Genomic DNA, 15634 nt, shown 5'->3' on the forward strand with positions numbered 1-15634 from the left:
GGCCTCCTCAGGCAGGAATACGGACGGTGGCTCTCAGGCCGCCCAGCGGGCTGTCCCCGAGTGTGATGTTGCCGCCATGGCTGCGGGCGATGTCGAGTGCGATTGACAAACCGAGGCCCGTGCCGGAATTGTCCAGATTGCGTGCGGCGTCGAGCCTGAAGAACGGCTTGAAGACGTCCTCGCGGTTGGCCGCTGGAATGCCGGGGCCGTCGTCGTCGAAAACGACCGTCAGCCAGCGGGCGCTGTGCTTGGCGTCGATACGCAGGGTATTGGCGTAGCGCCGTGCATTCGAGGCAAGGTTGGTAACCAGCCGGTTGAAGGCGTTGGGGCGCACGGAGACGACGTTGTCGCCTTCGAGTTCATAAGCGAACGACTTGCCATGCAGGCTGAAATCGACCTCCAGTCTATCGAAAAGATCGGTCAGCTTCAGGCTTCCGACGTCCTCCTCCGCTTCGCCACGAGCAAAGGCCATGTAGCCCTCGAGCATGCTCTGCATGTCCTCGACGTCCTCGTTGAGGCCCGCGAGGTCGGGATTGTCGCCGGCCAGCGCCAGTTGCAGCTTGAACCGCGTGAGGACAGTGCGCAGGTCATGGCTGACGCCGCTCAGCATCGCCGTGCGCTGCTCGATCTGGCGCTCGATGCGCTCTCGCATCAGGATGAAGGCGAGGCCGGCACGGCGGACTTCGTCGGCGCCGCGAGGCAGGAAAGTTTCCATCTTCTGGCCCTTGCCGAAGCTCTCGGCAGCCCTGGCCAGCGCCTCGATAGGCCTGATCTGGCCGCGCAGGAATAGCACCGCGATAATGATGAGCACCAACGAGGTGCCGACCATCCAGAAGATGAAGATCTGGGTGTTGGAGGCATAGGTCTGGCTGCGGCGGGCAAAGACCCGCAGGACCTTGTCCTTCAGCTTGATGCGGATTTCGACAACACCGGAATCACCGACCGTATCGATCCAGAAGGGCAGGTTGATCTGCTCATGGATTTCCTCGCTGAGGATATCGTCGAGGATGGAGAAGAACGGTTTCGAAAGCGGCCTCGGCAGTTCGCTGTTCGCCTCGATGGATATGCTGAGCCCGAGTTTGTCGCGGGCGATGCGGGTGACTTCGGTGTAGTCGGCATCCTGCGGATAGGTCTGGATGATGTCGATGATGCTGGCGATATCGCGCGTCGTCGCCATCGACAACCGCTGCGTCACCATCTGCCAGTAGCGCTCCATGAACACGGCGGCGACGACGGCCTGCAGCAGGATCATCGGAATGATGATGATCAGCAGCGAGCGCGTATAGAGACCGGTCGGCAGGCGGCGGCGCAGCCAGCGGTTTGCCGACTTGATGCGCGACGTCGGCACGTGCTCGTGGTTGCGCCTGATCGTGTCGAATGCTGCCATCGTTACGGGTCCTGCCGGCTCTGTCCGCTTCAGTCTAGTCGATGCTGAGACGGTAGCCTATACCGCGCACCGTCTGAAGCCAGACGGGGTTTGCAGGATCGTCCTCGATCTTGCGGCGCAGTCTGTTGATCTGGACGTCGATGGTGCGCTCGCCAACATCGGCATCATCGCCAATCAATTCATGGCGCGGAATGGTTTCGCCGGCTTTCCTTGCAAACAGCAGCATGATGTCCTGCTCGCGGTCGGTCAGGCGTATGACCTCGGAGGCGCGCTTCAATTCCTTGCGCGACAGCGAGAAGGTATAGGGGCCGAACATCACCTGTTCGATCTTCGGTGCATCGGCCGGCGAGTTTCGTTTCAAGATGTTGGTGATGCGAAGCACCAGTTCGCGCGGATCGAAGGGTTTGGAGAGATAGTCGTCGGCGCCTGCCTCCAGACCGGCAATGCGGGAATCGGATTCGGCGAGAGCCGTCAGCATGATGATCGGGATATTCTTTATCTCCCGCAGGGCTGCGGTGAGCGATATGCCGGATTCGCCGGGCATCATGACGTCCATGATGATCAGGTCGAAATCCAGACCTTCGAGCTTGCGCCGGGCCTCTGCGCCTTCGGCGGCAACAGTCACGCGAAAGCCTTTCTCCATGAGGTAGCGGTTGAGAAGGACCCGGATACGGGTGTCGTCGTCCACCACCAGAAGGTGCGGGGCATCGTCCGAAATGGGCATTTTTGTCGTCATTCAATCCGTCTCGTTTTTCTGTCGATCCTGCATCCCCCGCAGGAAGGCCTTGACGCTGTCTCGCGCCGGAGCCGAACTTCCTTCGAATGCCTTTTCAATACGGCGCGATTGCGGCTCGGCCAGCGCCAGCGCGAGGTCGCGCCCTGTTCTGGTTGGATAGAGCCTGCGCTGTCGCCGGTCTTCGTCGCCGGCAACCTGATGAATATAACCCGAATCAATCAACTGTTTGAGCACCCGCGCCAGACTCTGCTTGGTGATCTTGAGAGTTTCCAGAAGGTCCGCAACGGTCATGCCCGGTTCACGGTTAACAAAATGCACCACGCGGTGATGAGCCCGGCCAAAGCCGCCGATGGCCAGAATTGCGTCCGGATCCGAGACGAAATCGCGATAGGCGAAGAAGAGAAGCTCAATGATCTCGAAATCGATGCCCCCGGTATCCTGAAGCGGCGTCGACAGCAGGTCCGATTTCTCGTTCTCGTTCGTCTGGCGTGGCACCTTGGCACATCCTTCCTCTTTTGGGACAGGGATAACCTAGCGCAGAGCGGCGGCGGTGTCGTTCACGGAATGAACGTCATCCAGTGTTTGCAGGGTTTTAGCCTGGCTGCTCACCTGTCGGCGGAGGAGAGGATAGGACAGAGCATTCTTTTCTATCGTCTCTGGGCTGCCCCGACCGGCATTTGACGTTATATCGATCCTTATCGTCACTCAACGCGCGAGGCGTCCATGGGCATGCTCCAGGCCGGCATCATTCCGGTAACTCCCTTCCAGCAGAACTGCACCATCCTGTTCGATCCCGACACCAAGGAGGGGGTACTGGTCGATCCCGGCGGCGATGTCGACGTGATCCTGCAGACCGTCAAGGAAAACGGCATCACGCTGAAGGAGATCTGGCTGACCCACGGCCATATCGACCACGCAGGCGGTGCCAAGGAGGTCAAGGAGGCGCTGGGGCTGGAGATTATCGGACCCCACGAGGACGATCTGCCATTGCTCGGGCAGATTGAGGCTCGCGGTCGGGCCTTCAACATCGAGGGTGTCCAGAACGTCATTCCGGACCGCTTCCTCAAGGACGGCGATATCGTCTCCTTCGGCGAGCACGAGTTCCAGGTGTTCCACACGCCCGGCCATTCGCCTGGCCACGTCATCTATTTCAACAAGGTGCAGAATTTCGCCCATGTCGGCGACGTGCTGTTTCACGGCTCGATCGGGCGTACGGATCTCCCGGGCGGCAATCACCAGCAGCTGCTGGACTCCATTCGCGACAAGGTGCTGCCGCTTGGCGATGCCGTCGGCTTCATCTGCGGCCATGGGCCGGGCGGGCAGATCGGCGAGGAGCGCCGCAGCAATCCCTACCTGCGAGGTCTGTGACCTCGGCATAAAAAAAGCGCCGCCGGAGGGCGACGCTTTTGTATGATGGCGGATGATCGCTCAGCCGGCGGTGCAGAAGTGACGTGCGCCGTCGTAGCCGACATAGGTGCCGGTCCGGCCGTCGAAAGTGGCATACCGGTCATAGCAATACCGCGACCACTGAGGCGACCACGGACGCAGGCCGCCAGCGTAGTAGGCCGGCGGCGGGGGTGGCGGTGCGTAGTAAGCGCGACGCGGGTAATAGTAGCGCGGCGGGGGCGGCGGCGCGTAGCCGTCGTCATAGTAGTAGCCGGGTTCGACATAGCGTGGCTGGCTGGCGATAGCCGAGCCGACAATCAGGCCGGTGGCGAGGCCAGCAGCGCCGAAGCCCCAGCCGTTGCCGTGATGATGCCAGCGATCGTCGGCAGCAGCCGGTGTCAAGGACGCCACCGTCAATGCGACAGCAGCGGCCGACAAGATAATGGTCTTTCCGAGAGTCTTCATGGTCCTGTCCTTGCAGAGAAACTTGAACAATTGTTTCGTATGCTTCGATTGTGCCAATCTAGCGGCAGCAAGGTGAACCCAGACTGAATATTGATGGCTCTCTCTGCCTGAGTTTCGTGTAAAGGCAGAGACCCGGTTTACGCGGAAACATGCAGGTTGACGGCCTTCGGCCCCTTGCCACGACGATCCGGCTCCGTGTCGAAGCTGACTTTCTGGTTTTCAGTCAGTCCATCCAGGCCGGAGGCCTGTACGGCAGAGATATGCACGAAGATATCCGCGCCACCGTTGTCAGGCTTGATGAAGCCGAAGCCCTTGTCGATGTTGAAAAATTTCACGATGCCAGTCTCGGCCATGCCTTATGTCCCTCTCTCGCTGCCCGCCATGCCCGCGGACAGCACCAGTGTCTCAACCCCTTGCGGGAGTTTTCAGGCGGTTCTCGAATTTTAAGGAATTGTCCCGTCTCTCGAGCCTTGCCCAAAGACGACCTGTAAACATCGCTCTTGGACGAGGCGGACCGGAATATTTGCGTTCCCGGTGCGCAATTCTTTTTAGGACTTTCCAAGCTCGTAAAACGCCTGAACGGGTCAAGTGTGCTGTCTTTGTTCGCCTTTGGCAAGGGAAACTTTAAAGCGTCGGAAGCGCCTCGATCCCATGACTTGCGCGGAGTGTGCTGCCGTCGGCGGCAATTTTTCACCAGCCAGGCTACGCGTAGCTTTTTTCCATCGTCGACAACGGATTTCGTGCGCAAATTTTTTCGCGAATTCAGCCGGTTCGATCCCGTCGCCGGAGGACCTCGGGGACGATCTCGACGACGAGCATGGCGGCAAACATCAGGGCGCAGCCAACATAGCCGATCGGCGAGATGGTTTCCCCCAGGAGAAGCGCCCCAAGCGAGGCGCCGAACAGCGCTTCCGACGATAGGAAGATCGCTGCCTGCGACGACGTCGTATAGCGCTGGCCGATGACCTGCAGCGCGAAGGCGAGCCCCGACGAAAAAACGCCGACATAGAGGATTTCACCGAGCGAGGCGCGTATGATGTCGAAGCTGATCGGCTCCAGCGCCGCAGCGATAACAAGCCCGGCCACGGCGCTGACGGCGAATTGTACGGCGGACAGCATCAGCGGGCGGCCGCTCTCGGTCACGGCGGTGCCGGCGAGAGTGATCTGGATGGCCCAGAAGATGGCGCAGACGACCGTCAGCATATCGCCGACCGTCAGCCGCGACAGCGCGCCGCCGGACAACAGGAAAATGCCCAGCAGCGCCATCAGGGCGCCCGGCCAGACGATCCAGTGTGGCGGACGCCGGAGAATGCCGACGGCGATCAATGGCACGAAGACAACATAGAGGCCGGTGATAAAGCTCGAATTGGTGACGCTGGTGGTCAGGAGCCCGATCTGCTGCGTGGCAGCACCTCCGAACAGCGCAAGACCGATCAGGATAAAGGCGCGCCAGTGTTTCGGGCTGACGGGCGTGGCGGCGCGGCGGTTTTCGAACCAAGCGAACGGAAGGATGACGACTGCGGCCACGGCAAAGCGCAGGCCGATGAACCAGAGCGGCCCGATGGCCTGTATCGCCGTCGACTGGGCGACGAATCCGCCGCCCCAGATCGCGGCTGCGAGCAATAGAAGAAGATTCGCCTGAACGCGCGTCATGTCATGCAACTGGAACTTATGGGGAGAGCAGACTAGGCGCGAGTGCACCCTGATGGAGTGCGGCTTGTTAGCAGCTGCTTTTCAGGCAGGCAAGGTCAGGTTGTGCGGCTGCAGGGCTCAATCGACGGCGCGGGAAATCCGGATGAGCGCGCCGTCGGTTGCGTCGGTTGTAAGAAGCAATGCGCCGTCGGGGGCAACGATGACATCCCGCAGCCGTCCGAACGCGCCGGTGAACATCCTTTCGCGCTCGACTATTTTTCCGGAGGCATCCTTTTCCAGCCGCGAAAGCAGCTTGAATTTCAGCGCGGCCACCAGGAAGTCGCCGTTCCATTCGGGGAACATCTTGCCGCGATAAACGGCAAGTCCGCCAGGCGCGATCGAGGGATCCCAGTAAAACAGTGGCTGCTCCATGCCCTCCTTTTCGGTGCCGACGCCGATCTTTTCGCCGGAGTAGTCACGGCCGTAGGTGATGACAGGCCAGCCGTAATTCTTGCCGGCCTCGGGGTGGTTGATCTCATCGCCGCCCTTTGCGCCGTGCTCCACGCTGTACAGCGTTCCGTCGGCGCTGTCGAAGGTGAGGCCTTCCGGGTTGCGATGACCCTTGGACCAGATTTCCGGCAGTGCCTTTGGATTTTTCCTGAACGGATTGTCGACCGGTATGCTGCCGTCGGTATTGATGTGGATAATGGAGCCGGCGTCATCCTCGAAATCCTGCGCGCGATCCATCTCGCCACGGTCGCCAAGGCCGACGAACAGGCTGCCATCGGCCGCTATGGCGATGCGAGCGCCGAATTGCAGCCCGCCGCCACTGAGGCGGTTCATCAGGAACAGGCGCTTGACGTCCGTCAGCTGCTTTTCGTCCGGGGAGAGACGTGCGCTGTAAACAGCGGTGCCTGTTCCTCCGGGGCCGGCAATGGTGGCGGTAAAATACAGGGTGCGGCTGGTGGCAAATTGCGGATCGAGGGCGATGTCGAGCAGCCCGCCCTGACCGGTTGCCGCGATCTTCGGCAGGCCGGAGATCGGTGCCTCGATCGTGCCGTTGCGGACGATCCTGAGCGCGCCCGGCCTTTCGGTCACGATATAGGCGCCGTCGGGGAGAACTTCGACTGCCCAGGGGTGGTCCAGTCCGCTGGCAATCGTTTCGACCTGGACGCGGACCTTGTCCGTCTTGATGACCTCCATGTCGTCGGCCGCCGCCAGAGGTCCGGCCGACAGCAGAGCTGCAGATAGCATCGCGACGCGCATTCTGGTGGAAAGGGTCATCTGTTTCTCCCGGGATCGATAGCAGAGAGATCTGGGGGCGGAGAGGGCAGGTTCAAGCCATTGCCGTCGCGTCTCACGCCATCGTGTGATAGGCCGCGCGCGCGAGTTACACAAATAACGTCCCGGTGACGCCTTTCTGCTTGAAACGCGGCTGTACATTCGACATAGACCTTACCGCAGAAAACTGGTCCCACAGCGTTTCTGTTGTCTCAACCGAATAGGACCGATCATCATGGCCTTTCTTGCCGACGCTCTTTCCCGTGTGAAGCCTTCCGCCACCATCGCCGTTTCCCAGAAAGCGCGCGAGCTGAAAGCCAAGGGACGCGATGTGATCGGGCTTGGCGCCGGCGAGCCGGACTTCGACACGCCGGACAACATCAAGCAGGCTGCCATCGACGCGATCAATCGCGGCGAGACGAAGTACACGCCTGTCTCCGGCATCCCTGAACTGCGCAAGGCTATTGCGGCGAAGTTCAAGCGCGAGAACGGCCTCGACTACAGCTGGGAGCAGACAATCGTCGGCACCGGTGGAAAGCAGATTCTTTTCAATGCTTTCATGGCAACGATGAACGCGGGCGATGAAGTCATCATCCCGGCACCTTACTGGGTATCCTACCCGGAGATGGTGGCACTGTGCGGCGGTACGCCCGTCTTCGTGGCGGCGACCCAGGAAAACAATTTCAAGCTGACGGCGGCCGATCTCGAAAAGGCGATCACGCCGAAGACGAAGTGGTTCCTGTTCAACTCGCCGTCCAACCCGACAGGCGCGGCCTACAGCCACGCCGAGTTGAAGGCGCTGACGGACGTGCTGGTCCGGCATCCGCATGTCTGGGTCCTCACCGACGACATGTACGAGCACCTGACTTTCGGCGATTTCAAATTCGTCACTCCGGTGGAGGTCGAGCCTTCGCTCTATGAGCGGACGCTGACGATGAACGGTGTCTCCAAGGCCTATGCGATGACCGGCTGGCGTATCGGCTACGCTGCCGGCCCGCTGTCGCTTATCAAGGCCATGGACATGATCCAGGGCCAGCAGACATCCGGTGCTTCGTCGATTGCCCAGTGGGCGGCTGTCGAGGCGCTCAACGGTCCGCAGGATTTCATTGCCGCAAACAAGAAGATCTTCGAGGGCCGCCGTGATCTGGTCGTCGGCATGCTCAACCAGGCGAAGGGCATTTCCTGCCCGGTTCCGGAAGGCGCATTCTACGTCTATCCGTCCTGCGCCGGCCTGATCGGCAAGACCGCGCCATCGGGCAAGGTCATTACCAACGACGAGGATTTCGTCACGGAGTTGCTGGAGTCCGAAGGCGTTGCCGTCGTTCACGGTTCGGCCTTCGGTCTCGGCCCGAACTTCCGCATCTCCTACGCGACGTCCGAAGATCTGCTCGAAGAAGCCTGCCGCCGTATCCAGCGCTTCTGCGGCGCCTGCAAGTAAGCTTCAGATCTCTCGAGATTTTGAAGGCCCGTCAGCGATGGCGGCCTTTTTGGTATAAATGCGCTTTCTCGGGTCGAGCCCGAGGATGACGAAGTTTGGTGGTCTTGGCTTGGCAGAATGAGACGTCGGGGCGAGGCGGCGAGTTACGGACGTTTTTCCGTCTGGCGAGTCCTTCACGCGAACTGCGCACCACACCACCGAAGCCAACAGCAGCGCTGCCACCCCCTCGGCATCGTCATCCTCGGGCTTGACCCGAGGATCCATACGCAAGCCCGTTGGTCGGCTTCTGTGGAACGCCAAATACGCTGACTCGATGGCCGCCGCACATTGCGCGCAACGGGTGTCCGATCTCGACAAACCGTCCGCAACGATGGCCGATGCGTGTCTATGCGTCGAATTGACGACAGAGCGTATTGATATCCCGCAGCGCTTGGGCGTGGATCCTCGGGTCGAGCCCGAGGATGACGAAGTTCGGTGGTCTTGGCTTGGCAAAAATAGGCATCGGGCGAGGCGGCGATTTACGGACGTTCATTCGCCTGGCAAGTCCCACGCGAACTGCGCACCACACTACCGAAGCCAACAGCGCCGCCATCCCCGCCGCGTCGTCATCCTCGGGCTTGATCCGGGGATCCAAATGCAAGCCGGGTGTCCAACCTGCCATCCCGCATGAACTCGCTGCCGGCTTGATTCCGCCCGCGCAGCTATCGCGTTGATATCGCAGTCAAAGCCCTAATCCCGTGAGCATCACGAAGGTGGCGAAGAGGATGAAATGGGTCATGCCCTCGATGGCGTTTGTCTCGCCGTCGTTGAGATTGATAGCGGCGGCGACGAGGGTGATGACGACCATCACGGTTTGCACCGGGGACATCGCCATGACGAAGGGCTGGCCGGTGTAGAGGGCGATGCCTTCCATGACGGGCACTGTGAGAATGACTGTCGACAGAGAGGCGCCCATGGCGATGTTGACGGTCGCCTGCATGCGGTTTCGCAGAGCTGCGCGGAGGGCCGTGAGAATTTCGGGGGCGGCGGAGATTGCCGCGACGACTACAGCGGCGACGGCCGGTGGCGCACCGGTATCCTTCAGGCCAACGCTCATGAAGGCCGACATGAATTCCGCTAGCACGCCGATGATGACGACGCCGACGAGGATGGTGACGATCGACGCGGTGGTCGAATCTTCCGTCTCCTCGGCCTCGTGCGTGCTGCGCTTCTTCTCGGCGCGCGGATAGCTGTAGCTGAAGAAATAGCTGTGCTGGCCGACCTGCATGCGCAGGAAGAGGGCGTAGAGCGCGATCATCGCGAAGATCGTGAAGGCGGAATAATAGTGCCATTTGTCATGCGGCACGAATTCCGGGACGATCATCGATATGCCGATGGCCGTGAGGATCATCACGCCGTAGGTCTTGCCGGAATCGTCGTTGTACGACTGCTCGCCGTGCTTCAGACCGCCCAGCAGGGCGGCCAGCCCGAGAATGCCGTTGATGTCGAGCATGACTGCGGAATAGATCGTGTCGCGCACCAGCGTCGGCGAGCTTTCGCCGGTCATCAGGATGGCGAGGATGATGACTTCGACGGCAACGGCGGCCAGTGTCAGGATCATCGTGCCGTAGGGATCGCCGACCTTTGTCGCCAGGACTTCGGCATGGTGGGCGACGCGCATCGAGGCGATGACGATGGTAGCGATCAAGACGACCGCGCCGATTACAGCTGCCATCTGACCCATCTCGAGCACGGCATGCTCGAGGAAATACGCGGCGACAGCCACGGCGACGGCGACCAGCAACAGCCGCTCTTCCTTCAGAATAGTCGATATCGTCAACGGCCCCGGCCCCTTTGTTGGGGCCCCGGCCCCTTCAATGTTTCGTCCTATCTAAAGCAATGAGGCGCTACATCAAGCGTCGGCCGCCGCTCAAGTTGAAGTTGAGGGCATTTGGTGGGATAGTGCTAACAGGCTTGGGAGGGCCTTGTCTGCCTGCTCGATTTATCGGGAAGACAGACGTTATGGGCAGGAAACGGGAGACATGGATATGGTCAAGGTCACCTACGAAGTCGTTCCTCATGATGGCGGCTGGGCCTACAAGTTTCTGGACGTCTACTCGGAGACATTTCCGACGCACTCCGATGCGCTGCAGGCGGCGCGCATCGTGGCTGCGGAACAGCAGGTGGGCGGCGAGCCGGCCGAGATCAGCTATCAGGATGACAAGGGCAAGTGGCACGAGGAATATACCGACGGCGGCGACAGGCCGGAAACCGAGGTCGTCGACAGCAACTGGACAAAAAGCGGCGAGGGCGCATCGCCCGACGCTTGAGCGAGTGACGGCCTGCCGCGATGGCGGGCTTCAAGTCACTCTTCTGGGGTCATCCATCCGTTTCTCCCCGACATAGGCCAGCAATCCCGCCACGAGCGCATCGAAGGTGACGCGGCACCGCGGCGATCCCTTCAGGTTTTCATGCATGGCGACCCAAGTGCCGAGCGGCAGGCTTATCTCCGGCAGCAGGCGAACGAGGTCCGGATGGGCATTTCCAAGCGGAGACTGGCAGAGGCCGATGCCGACGCCGGCGCGGATGGCGGCAATCTGCGCCAGCGTGCTGTCGGCTTTAAACGAAAAACGCTGGGGATCGAGGATAGGGTAACGGCGGATCATCGAACGGATATAGGCGCTCTGGCGGTCGAAGCCGATCAGCCTGTGCCCGGCCAGCTCCTCGAGAGTGGTGGGTACGCCATGGCGCTCGAGGTAACGGCGATGGGCGAAGAACGCTATCGGGATATCGCCGATGCGCCGGACGACGAGGGCTGCCTGCGACGGCTCGGCCATCCGCACGGCGATGTCGGCCTGTCGGTGCAGCAGGTCCTCCACCGTGTCGGAGGCCGAGAGTTCTATCGTCAGGTCGGGATGGGCCTCCTGCAGGCCGGCCAGGATCGGCGGCAGGACTTCGACGCCTATGACTTCGCTGGCGCTGATGCGGACCGTGCCCGACACGCGGTCGCGCCGCGCGGAGGCACTGCGCAGCAAGGCGGCTGCAGTCGATTGCAGCGCCTCGGCATAGGGTCTCAAGTCGGCTGCGGCATCCGTCGGCAGCAGGCCGAGCTGCGAGCGGGTGAATAGCTCCGCGCCGATCGTTTGTTCCAGCGTGTCGATGTGGCGTCCGATGGTCGGCTGCGTCAGTCCGAGCTCGCGCGCTGCCGCTGACAGCGATCCATGCTGGAGCACGGCGAGGAAGCTGCGATAGAGGTCCCAGCTGGGTTCGTTCCTGTTCATGCATATTCGTATAGCATGTCCACATATTTCGGCAATTTCGTTTATGCGGCCTTGGGCGCATTGTCTCCTCATCGAACCAATGGAGACGACGATGCAAAATCAGATGGACATGAAGAAAACGGCACTGGTACTCGGCGCAACGGGTGGTATCGGCGGTGCGGTAGCGCGCGGGCTTTCCGCACGGGGTTGGCAGGTCGTGGCGATGAACCGTGACCCGGAAAAGGCCGCCTCGCGCTTGCCGGACTTTCTCTGGGTGAAAGGCGATGCGATGAATGCCGCCGATGTGCTTCGTGCAGCGCAGGGCGTCAGTGTCATCGTCCATGCGGTCAATCCCCCCGATTATGTCAACTGGGGCAAGCTGGTCCTGCCGATGATCGATAATACGGTCGCAGCCGCAAAGGCCGTTGGTGCCAGGATCGTGTTGCCCGGTACGATCTACAATTTCGGTCCCGATACCTTCCCGGAAATCACCGAGGAAAGCCCCCAGCATCCGACAAGCGTAAAGGGCGCGATCCGCGTCGAGATGGAACGGCGCCTGCAGGTGGCGGCGGGGCAGGGCGTGCCTGTCATCATCGTCAGGGCGGGCGACTATTTCGGGCCGCACGCGGATAGCAGCTGGTTTTCGCAAGGGTTGGTCAAGGCCGGCAAGCCGGTTGCGTCGGTCACCTATCCCGGCAAGCCTGGCATCGGTCATCAGTGGGCCTATGTGCCGGATGTTGCGGAGACGATGATCCGGCTTCTCGAGCGGGGCGATAGCCTGCCGGTCTTTGCCGTCTACCACATGCGGGGTTTCTGGGATGCCGACGGGCGGCAGATGGTGGCATCGATCGAGCGGGTCGCCGGCCGGCCGTTGAAGCGGGGAGGTTTCCCCTGGTGGCTGCTTCCCCTGGCAGCGCCGTTTGTCGGCTTCATGCGCGAATTGCGCGAGATGCGCTATCTGTGGTCGGAACCGTTGCAGATGCCGAACAACCGGCTCGTGGCTGCGATCGGCGAGGAGCCGCAGACACCCATCGATGTGGCGGTTCGTGCGACGCTGGAATCGATAGGCAGTCTTTGAGCCGGTCGCCAAAAAAAAAACCCCGCCATCGCGGCGGGATTTTCCTTGTATATGGTTTGCGATCAGGCGGCGCTGTCGAGCGTCGGGTAGTCCGTATAGCCTTCAGCGCCGTTGACGGCTCCGTAGAGCTTGGCGGGATCCATCGGCGTCAGCTCGGCATTCAGCTTCAACCGTGCAACGAGGTCGGGGTTGGAGATGAAGGGACGGCCGAAGGCAACGATATCGGCCTTGCCGCTGTCGACAGCTTCGATCGCCATTTCGCGGTCGTAGCCGTTGTTGACCATCCAGGCAGCCTTGCCGCCCGCAGCCTTGTAGGCGGCGTGCAGTGCCTGATAATCGAACGGTGTCTCGCCCTGCTGGAAGTCGCGCGGGCCGCCGGTCTGGCCTTCGATGACGTGGATATAAGCCAGGCCGTATTGCGCCAGTCCCTCGATCACGTAGGTAAAGAGCGGCTGCGGGTGCGGGTCGCTGCTGTCGCCGGCGGCGGTGACGGGCGAGAGACGGATGCCGGTGATACCGGCGCCGATTTCCTTGGTGATGGCCTCGACGACTTCGAAGAGGAAGCGGGCGCGGTTCTCGATCGAGCCGCCATACTGGTCGGTGCGGTCGTTGACGCCCGAGCGCAGGAACTGGTCGATAAGGTAACCGTTGGCGGCATGGATCTCGACGCCATCGAAGCCGGCATCGATAGCGGCACGTGCAGCCTTGCGGTAGTCCTCGACGATGCCGGGGAGCTCGGAGGTTTCCAGTGCGCGTGGCTCGGACGTCGGGACAAAGGTACCCTTGCCGTCCTGGATGATGAAGGTCTTGGCGTCGGCCTGCTTGGCAGTCGAGGAGACCGGCTTGCCACCGTTCGGCTGCAGGCTGTCGTGGGAAATGCGTCCGACGTGCCATAGCTGCACGACCATCTTGCCGCCTGCCTTATGGACGGCGTCGTTGACCTTGCGCCAGCCATCTAGGGCGTCCTTGGTGTAGAGGCCCGGTACGTCGGCGTAGCCCTGACCCTGCTGAGTGATGGCGGTGGCTTCTGTGATGATCAGGCCGGCGCTGGCGCGCTGCACGTAATAGGTGACGTTCAGGTCATTGGGTACGGCGCCCGGGGAATGGTTGCGGGTAAGCGGTGCCATGACGACGCGGTTGGCGATGGAGATATCGCCGAGCTTGGTCGGTTCGAACAGTTTTGTCATGGTATTTCCTCGTTGTTGGTGGTTGGGAGGTAGTGACTTATTCGGCAGCCGCAATGGCGTTGCGACGTGCACGTGGGGTTGCGAAGATGAGGGCGACGATGCCGAGGCCGACCAGCGCCAGCGCTGCAGCGGCGAGGGGTACGCGGGTCAGCCCAAAGCCGTTTGCGATCACCACGCCACCGGCCCACGCGCCGAGTGCATTGCCGACGTTGAAGGCGCCGATGTTGATGGTCGAGACAAGGTTCGGTGCGTCCTTGCCGTAGCGGAGCACACCGATCTGCAGGGCAGGGACGGCGGCGAAGGTGACGAAAGCCCAGACAAACAGGGTAATCTCGGCTGGAACAAGCGCTTCGCTGGTGACGCTGAAGATCGCCGATGTCAGCGCTATGGCGGCAAAGATAAGCGCAAGGCTGGTACCGAGGCGCCAGTCTGCAAGCCTGCCGCCGACGAGATTACCGACCGTCAGGCCAAGGCCTATCAGGAACAGGGTCCATGTCACGCCCTGGGGCGAGACGCCGGTGACATCGCGCAGGATCGGGGCGATATAGGTGAACAGCGCAAACATTGCCGCCGAGAAGAACACCGTCATCAGCAACGATAGCCAGAGGCCGGCGCCGCGCAACGCAGAGATTTCTCCCAAAATATTGCTCTTTGGGGCGGTTTCCGTTTTCGGCAAAACGAGCATCAGGCCGATGATCGATGCGACGCCGAGAATGGCGACGGCCCAGAAGGGTGCACGCCAGCCATAGGCCTGGCCGAGGGCGGTGCCGAGCGGTACGCCGAGCACGTTGGCAAGCGTCAGGCCGGTAAACATCAGTGCAACGGCACTCGCCTTGCGATCGCTGGCGACGAGGTTTGCCGCGGCAACCGAACCTATGCCGAAGAAGGCGCCATGGCAGAGCGCCGTCACGACGCGGGCAATCATCATGATCCAGTAGTCGGGAGCAAGCGCACACATCACGTTGCCGAGGATGAATACGCCCATCAGCATGATAAGTGCGGAGCGGCGGCGCAGGTGCGCTGTGGCGACGGCCATGATCGGTGCGCCGATTGCAACCGCCAGCGCGTAGCCGGTCACCAGCCAGCCGGCCTGTGGAATGGTCACCGCGAGGTCGCTGGCGACGTCGGGCAGGAGGCCAAGCACCACGAACTCCGTCGTGCCGATCGCAAAAGCGCTCAGCCCGAGGATGAATAGGGCTAAAGGCATTCTAGAGTTCCTTTTGAAGCGACGCGAGGAACTCGGCGATGATGGCCTCGTTACGTCGGTAGAAGACCCATTGGCCAAGCCGCTTGGTAGTCACCAGATCGGCGCGGTGCAGAGTGCCGAGATGGGCCGAGACTGTCGATTGGGAGAGGCCGCAGCGCTCAAACTGGCCGGCGCAGACCCCGAGTTCAAGCGGGTGATCCTGCGTCGCGAAATGCTTTTCCGGCTCTTTCAGCCAGCTGAGAATTTCCAGCCGGGTGGGGTGAGCCAGCGCTTTCAGAATTTCATCTCTGTCCATGATCCAGACCTGCATCGTGTTGAGACGATATGTATATCGGCTGGACACGATGCAATAGGACGGCGCGATCACATGGGCGTGATCGAGAAAGGCTAAAAAATAGGCAAAAAAAGAGGGCCACCGGTAAACCGGGGCCCTATAGGTATGAAGGTTAAAAACCTCCAGAGGGGAACAGCTTCTGCGGTGGAACTGGGAGGTAAAAGCCACCATGTGCATCAGCTGTGGGCAATATGTCTTCAATTTGTGCAGGTGGCAATGTTTTTTTGTGCACGGCAGCTATGCGTTTGTGCGTCGCAGCGACAA

The 15634-nt window shown here is 61.3% G+C and carries 16 protein-coding genes; 4 read left to right on the forward strand and 12 right to left on the reverse strand.

Features of this window, described 5'->3' with window-relative positions; all coding sequences use genetic code 11:
- Window positions 1-7: 7 nt before the first annotated feature.
- Genes J5278_RS07540 through J5278_RS07550 form a run of 3 tightly spaced genes read right to left on the reverse strand, consistent with a single transcriptional unit; the run spans window position 8 to window position 2618 of the window.
- Window positions 8-1387: an ATP-binding protein gene (locus J5278_RS07540; protein ID WP_209184312.1), complete on the reverse strand. Its 1380-nt coding sequence runs from the start codon at window positions 1385-1387 to the stop codon at window positions 8-10.
- Between the two features lie 34 nt (window positions 1388-1421).
- Entirely contained in the window at window positions 1422-2123 is a 702-nt protein-coding gene (locus J5278_RS07545) for a response regulator (RefSeq protein ID WP_142823319.1), read from the reverse strand.
- Window positions 2124-2618 carry a MarR family winged helix-turn-helix transcriptional regulator gene (locus tag J5278_RS07550; protein WP_111222719.1) on the reverse strand — a complete coding sequence of 165 codons (495 nt, stop codon included), beginning with the start codon at window positions 2616-2618 and terminating at the stop codon, window positions 2124-2126. It lies immediately after the preceding gene.
- 228 nt (window positions 2619-2846) lie between these two features.
- On the opposite strand from J5278_RS07550, the gene J5278_RS07555 reads away from it, so the two are divergent.
- Window positions 2847-3491 (forward strand): MBL fold metallo-hydrolase, encoded by a 645-nt coding sequence (locus J5278_RS07555; RefSeq protein ID WP_209184311.1) that lies wholly within the window; start codon window positions 2847-2849, stop codon window positions 3489-3491.
- A 60-nt stretch (window positions 3492-3551) separates the two neighbouring features.
- Here J5278_RS07555 and J5278_RS07560 read toward each other — a convergent pair whose 3' ends face one another.
- The 4 genes from J5278_RS07560 to J5278_RS07575 all read right to left on the reverse strand — a co-directional run bounded on the left by J5278_RS07560 (window position 3552) and on the right by J5278_RS07575 (window position 6890).
- Window positions 3552-3974 (reverse strand): BA14K family protein, encoded by a 423-nt coding sequence (locus J5278_RS07560; RefSeq protein ID WP_142823318.1) that lies wholly within the window; start codon window positions 3972-3974, stop codon window positions 3552-3554.
- A gap of 137 nt (window positions 3975-4111) precedes the next feature.
- On the reverse strand, window positions 4112-4327 hold the full coding sequence (locus tag J5278_RS07565) for a cold-shock protein (protein ID WP_142823317.1): 216 nt from the start codon (window positions 4325-4327) through the stop codon (window positions 4112-4114).
- Window positions 4328-4736: 409 nt separating this feature from the next.
- Entirely contained in the window at window positions 4737-5627 is an 891-nt protein-coding gene (locus tag J5278_RS07570) for a DMT family transporter (RefSeq protein ID WP_209184310.1), read from the reverse strand.
- A 117-nt stretch (window positions 5628-5744) separates the two neighbouring features.
- Window positions 5745-6890 (reverse strand): PQQ-dependent sugar dehydrogenase, encoded by a 1146-nt coding sequence (locus tag J5278_RS07575; protein WP_247749161.1) that lies wholly within the window; start codon window positions 6888-6890, stop codon window positions 5745-5747.
- A 232-nt stretch (window positions 6891-7122) separates the two neighbouring features.
- Between J5278_RS07575 and J5278_RS07580 the strand changes: the two genes are divergently transcribed.
- Window positions 7123-8325 (forward strand): pyridoxal phosphate-dependent aminotransferase, encoded by a 1203-nt coding sequence (locus tag J5278_RS07580; RefSeq protein ID WP_142823315.1) that lies wholly within the window; start codon window positions 7123-7125, stop codon window positions 8323-8325.
- A 721-nt stretch (window positions 8326-9046) separates the two neighbouring features.
- Here J5278_RS07580 and J5278_RS07585 read toward each other — a convergent pair.
- Window positions 9047-10048 carry a calcium:proton antiporter gene (locus J5278_RS07585; protein WP_374108279.1) on the reverse strand — a complete coding sequence of 334 codons (1002 nt, stop codon included), beginning with the start codon at window positions 10046-10048 and terminating at the stop codon, window positions 9047-9049.
- A gap of 304 nt (window positions 10049-10352) precedes the next feature.
- Here J5278_RS07585 and J5278_RS07590 point away from each other — a divergent pair, with 304 nt between their 5' ends.
- Entirely contained in the window at window positions 10353-10634 is a 282-nt protein-coding gene (locus tag J5278_RS07590; protein WP_209184588.1) for a DUF2188 domain-containing protein, read from the forward strand.
- A gap of 30 nt (window positions 10635-10664) precedes the next feature.
- On the opposite strand, the gene J5278_RS07595 is transcribed toward J5278_RS07590, so the two are convergent.
- Window positions 10665-11585 (reverse strand): LysR family transcriptional regulator, encoded by a 921-nt coding sequence (locus J5278_RS07595; protein ID WP_209187510.1) that lies wholly within the window; start codon window positions 11583-11585, stop codon window positions 10665-10667.
- A 91-nt stretch (window positions 11586-11676) separates the two neighbouring features.
- On the opposite strand from J5278_RS07595, the gene J5278_RS07600 reads away from it, so the two are divergent.
- On the forward strand, window positions 11677-12642 hold the full coding sequence (locus J5278_RS07600) for an SDR family oxidoreductase (RefSeq protein ID WP_247749160.1): 966 nt from the start codon (window positions 11677-11679) through the stop codon (window positions 12640-12642).
- Between the two features lie 62 nt (window positions 12643-12704).
- Here the strand turns inward: J5278_RS07600 and J5278_RS07605 are convergent, their stop codons facing one another.
- From J5278_RS07605 to J5278_RS07615, 3 genes are read right to left on the reverse strand one after another with little or no spacing between them, the layout of a single operon-like run.
- Entirely contained in the window at window positions 12705-13829 is a 1125-nt protein-coding gene (locus J5278_RS07605; RefSeq protein ID WP_209184305.1) for an alkene reductase, read from the reverse strand.
- A gap of 37 nt (window positions 13830-13866) precedes the next feature.
- Window positions 13867-15036, reverse strand: coding sequence for an MFS transporter (locus J5278_RS07610; RefSeq protein WP_209184304.1), 1170 nt, complete (start codon window positions 15034-15036; stop codon window positions 13867-13869).
- A gap of 1 nt (window position 15037) precedes the next feature.
- Window positions 15038-15331 (reverse strand): helix-turn-helix transcriptional regulator, encoded by a 294-nt coding sequence (locus tag J5278_RS07615; RefSeq protein ID WP_142823308.1) that lies wholly within the window; start codon window positions 15329-15331, stop codon window positions 15038-15040.
- Window positions 15332-15634: the final 303 nt, after the last annotated feature.

It is taken from the genome of Rhizobium sp. B21/90 (assembly GCF_019355815.1).
Classification (GTDB): domain Bacteria; phylum Pseudomonadota; class Alphaproteobacteria; order Rhizobiales; family Rhizobiaceae; genus Rhizobium; species Rhizobium rhododendri.

Coding starts and splice junctions, on each gene's coding strand:
- J5278_RS07555 (WP_209184311.1), top strand. CDS start 2,847: ATGGGCATGCTCCAGGCCGGCATCATTCCGGTAACTCCCTTCCAGCAG.
- J5278_RS07605 (WP_209184305.1), bottom strand. CDS start 13,829: ATGACAAAACTGTTCGAACCGACCAAGCTCGGCGATATCTCCATCGCC.
- J5278_RS07590 (WP_209184588.1), top strand. CDS start 10,353: ATGGTCAAGGTCACCTACGAAGTCGTTCCTCATGATGGCGGCTGGGCC.
- J5278_RS07595 (WP_209187510.1), bottom strand. CDS start 11,585: ATGAACAGGAACGAACCCAGCTGGGACCTCTATCGCAGCTTCCTCGCC.
- J5278_RS07575 (WP_247749161.1), bottom strand. CDS start 6,890: ATGACCCTTTCCACCAGAATGCGCGTCGCGATGCTATCTGCAGCTCTG.
- J5278_RS07600 (WP_247749160.1), top strand. CDS start 11,677: ATGCAAAATCAGATGGACATGAAGAAAACGGCACTGGTACTCGGCGCA.
- J5278_RS07580 (WP_142823315.1), top strand. CDS start 7,123: ATGGCCTTTCTTGCCGACGCTCTTTCCCGTGTGAAGCCTTCCGCCACC.
- J5278_RS07585 (WP_374108279.1), bottom strand. CDS start 10,048: ATGGGTCAGATGGCAGCTGTAATCGGCGCGGTCGTCTTGATCGCTACC.
- J5278_RS07610 (WP_209184304.1), bottom strand. CDS start 15,036: ATGCCTTTAGCCCTATTCATCCTCGGGCTGAGCGCTTTTGCGATCGGC.
- J5278_RS07565 (WP_142823317.1), bottom strand. CDS start 4,327: ATGGCCGAGACTGGCATCGTGAAATTTTTCAACATCGACAAGGGCTTC.
- J5278_RS07545 (WP_142823319.1), bottom strand. CDS start 2,123: ATGACGACAAAAATGCCCATTTCGGACGATGCCCCGCACCTTCTGGTG.
- J5278_RS07560 (WP_142823318.1), bottom strand. CDS start 3,974: ATGAAGACTCTCGGAAAGACCATTATCTTGTCGGCCGCTGCTGTCGCA.
- J5278_RS07615 (WP_142823308.1), bottom strand. CDS start 15,331: ATGGACAGAGATGAAATTCTGAAAGCGCTGGCTCACCCCACCCGGCTG.
- J5278_RS07570 (WP_209184310.1), bottom strand. CDS start 5,627: ATGACGCGCGTTCAGGCGAATCTTCTTCTATTGCTCGCAGCCGCGATC.
- J5278_RS07540 (WP_209184312.1), bottom strand. CDS start 1,387: ATGGCAGCATTCGACACGATCAGGCGCAACCACGAGCACGTGCCGACG.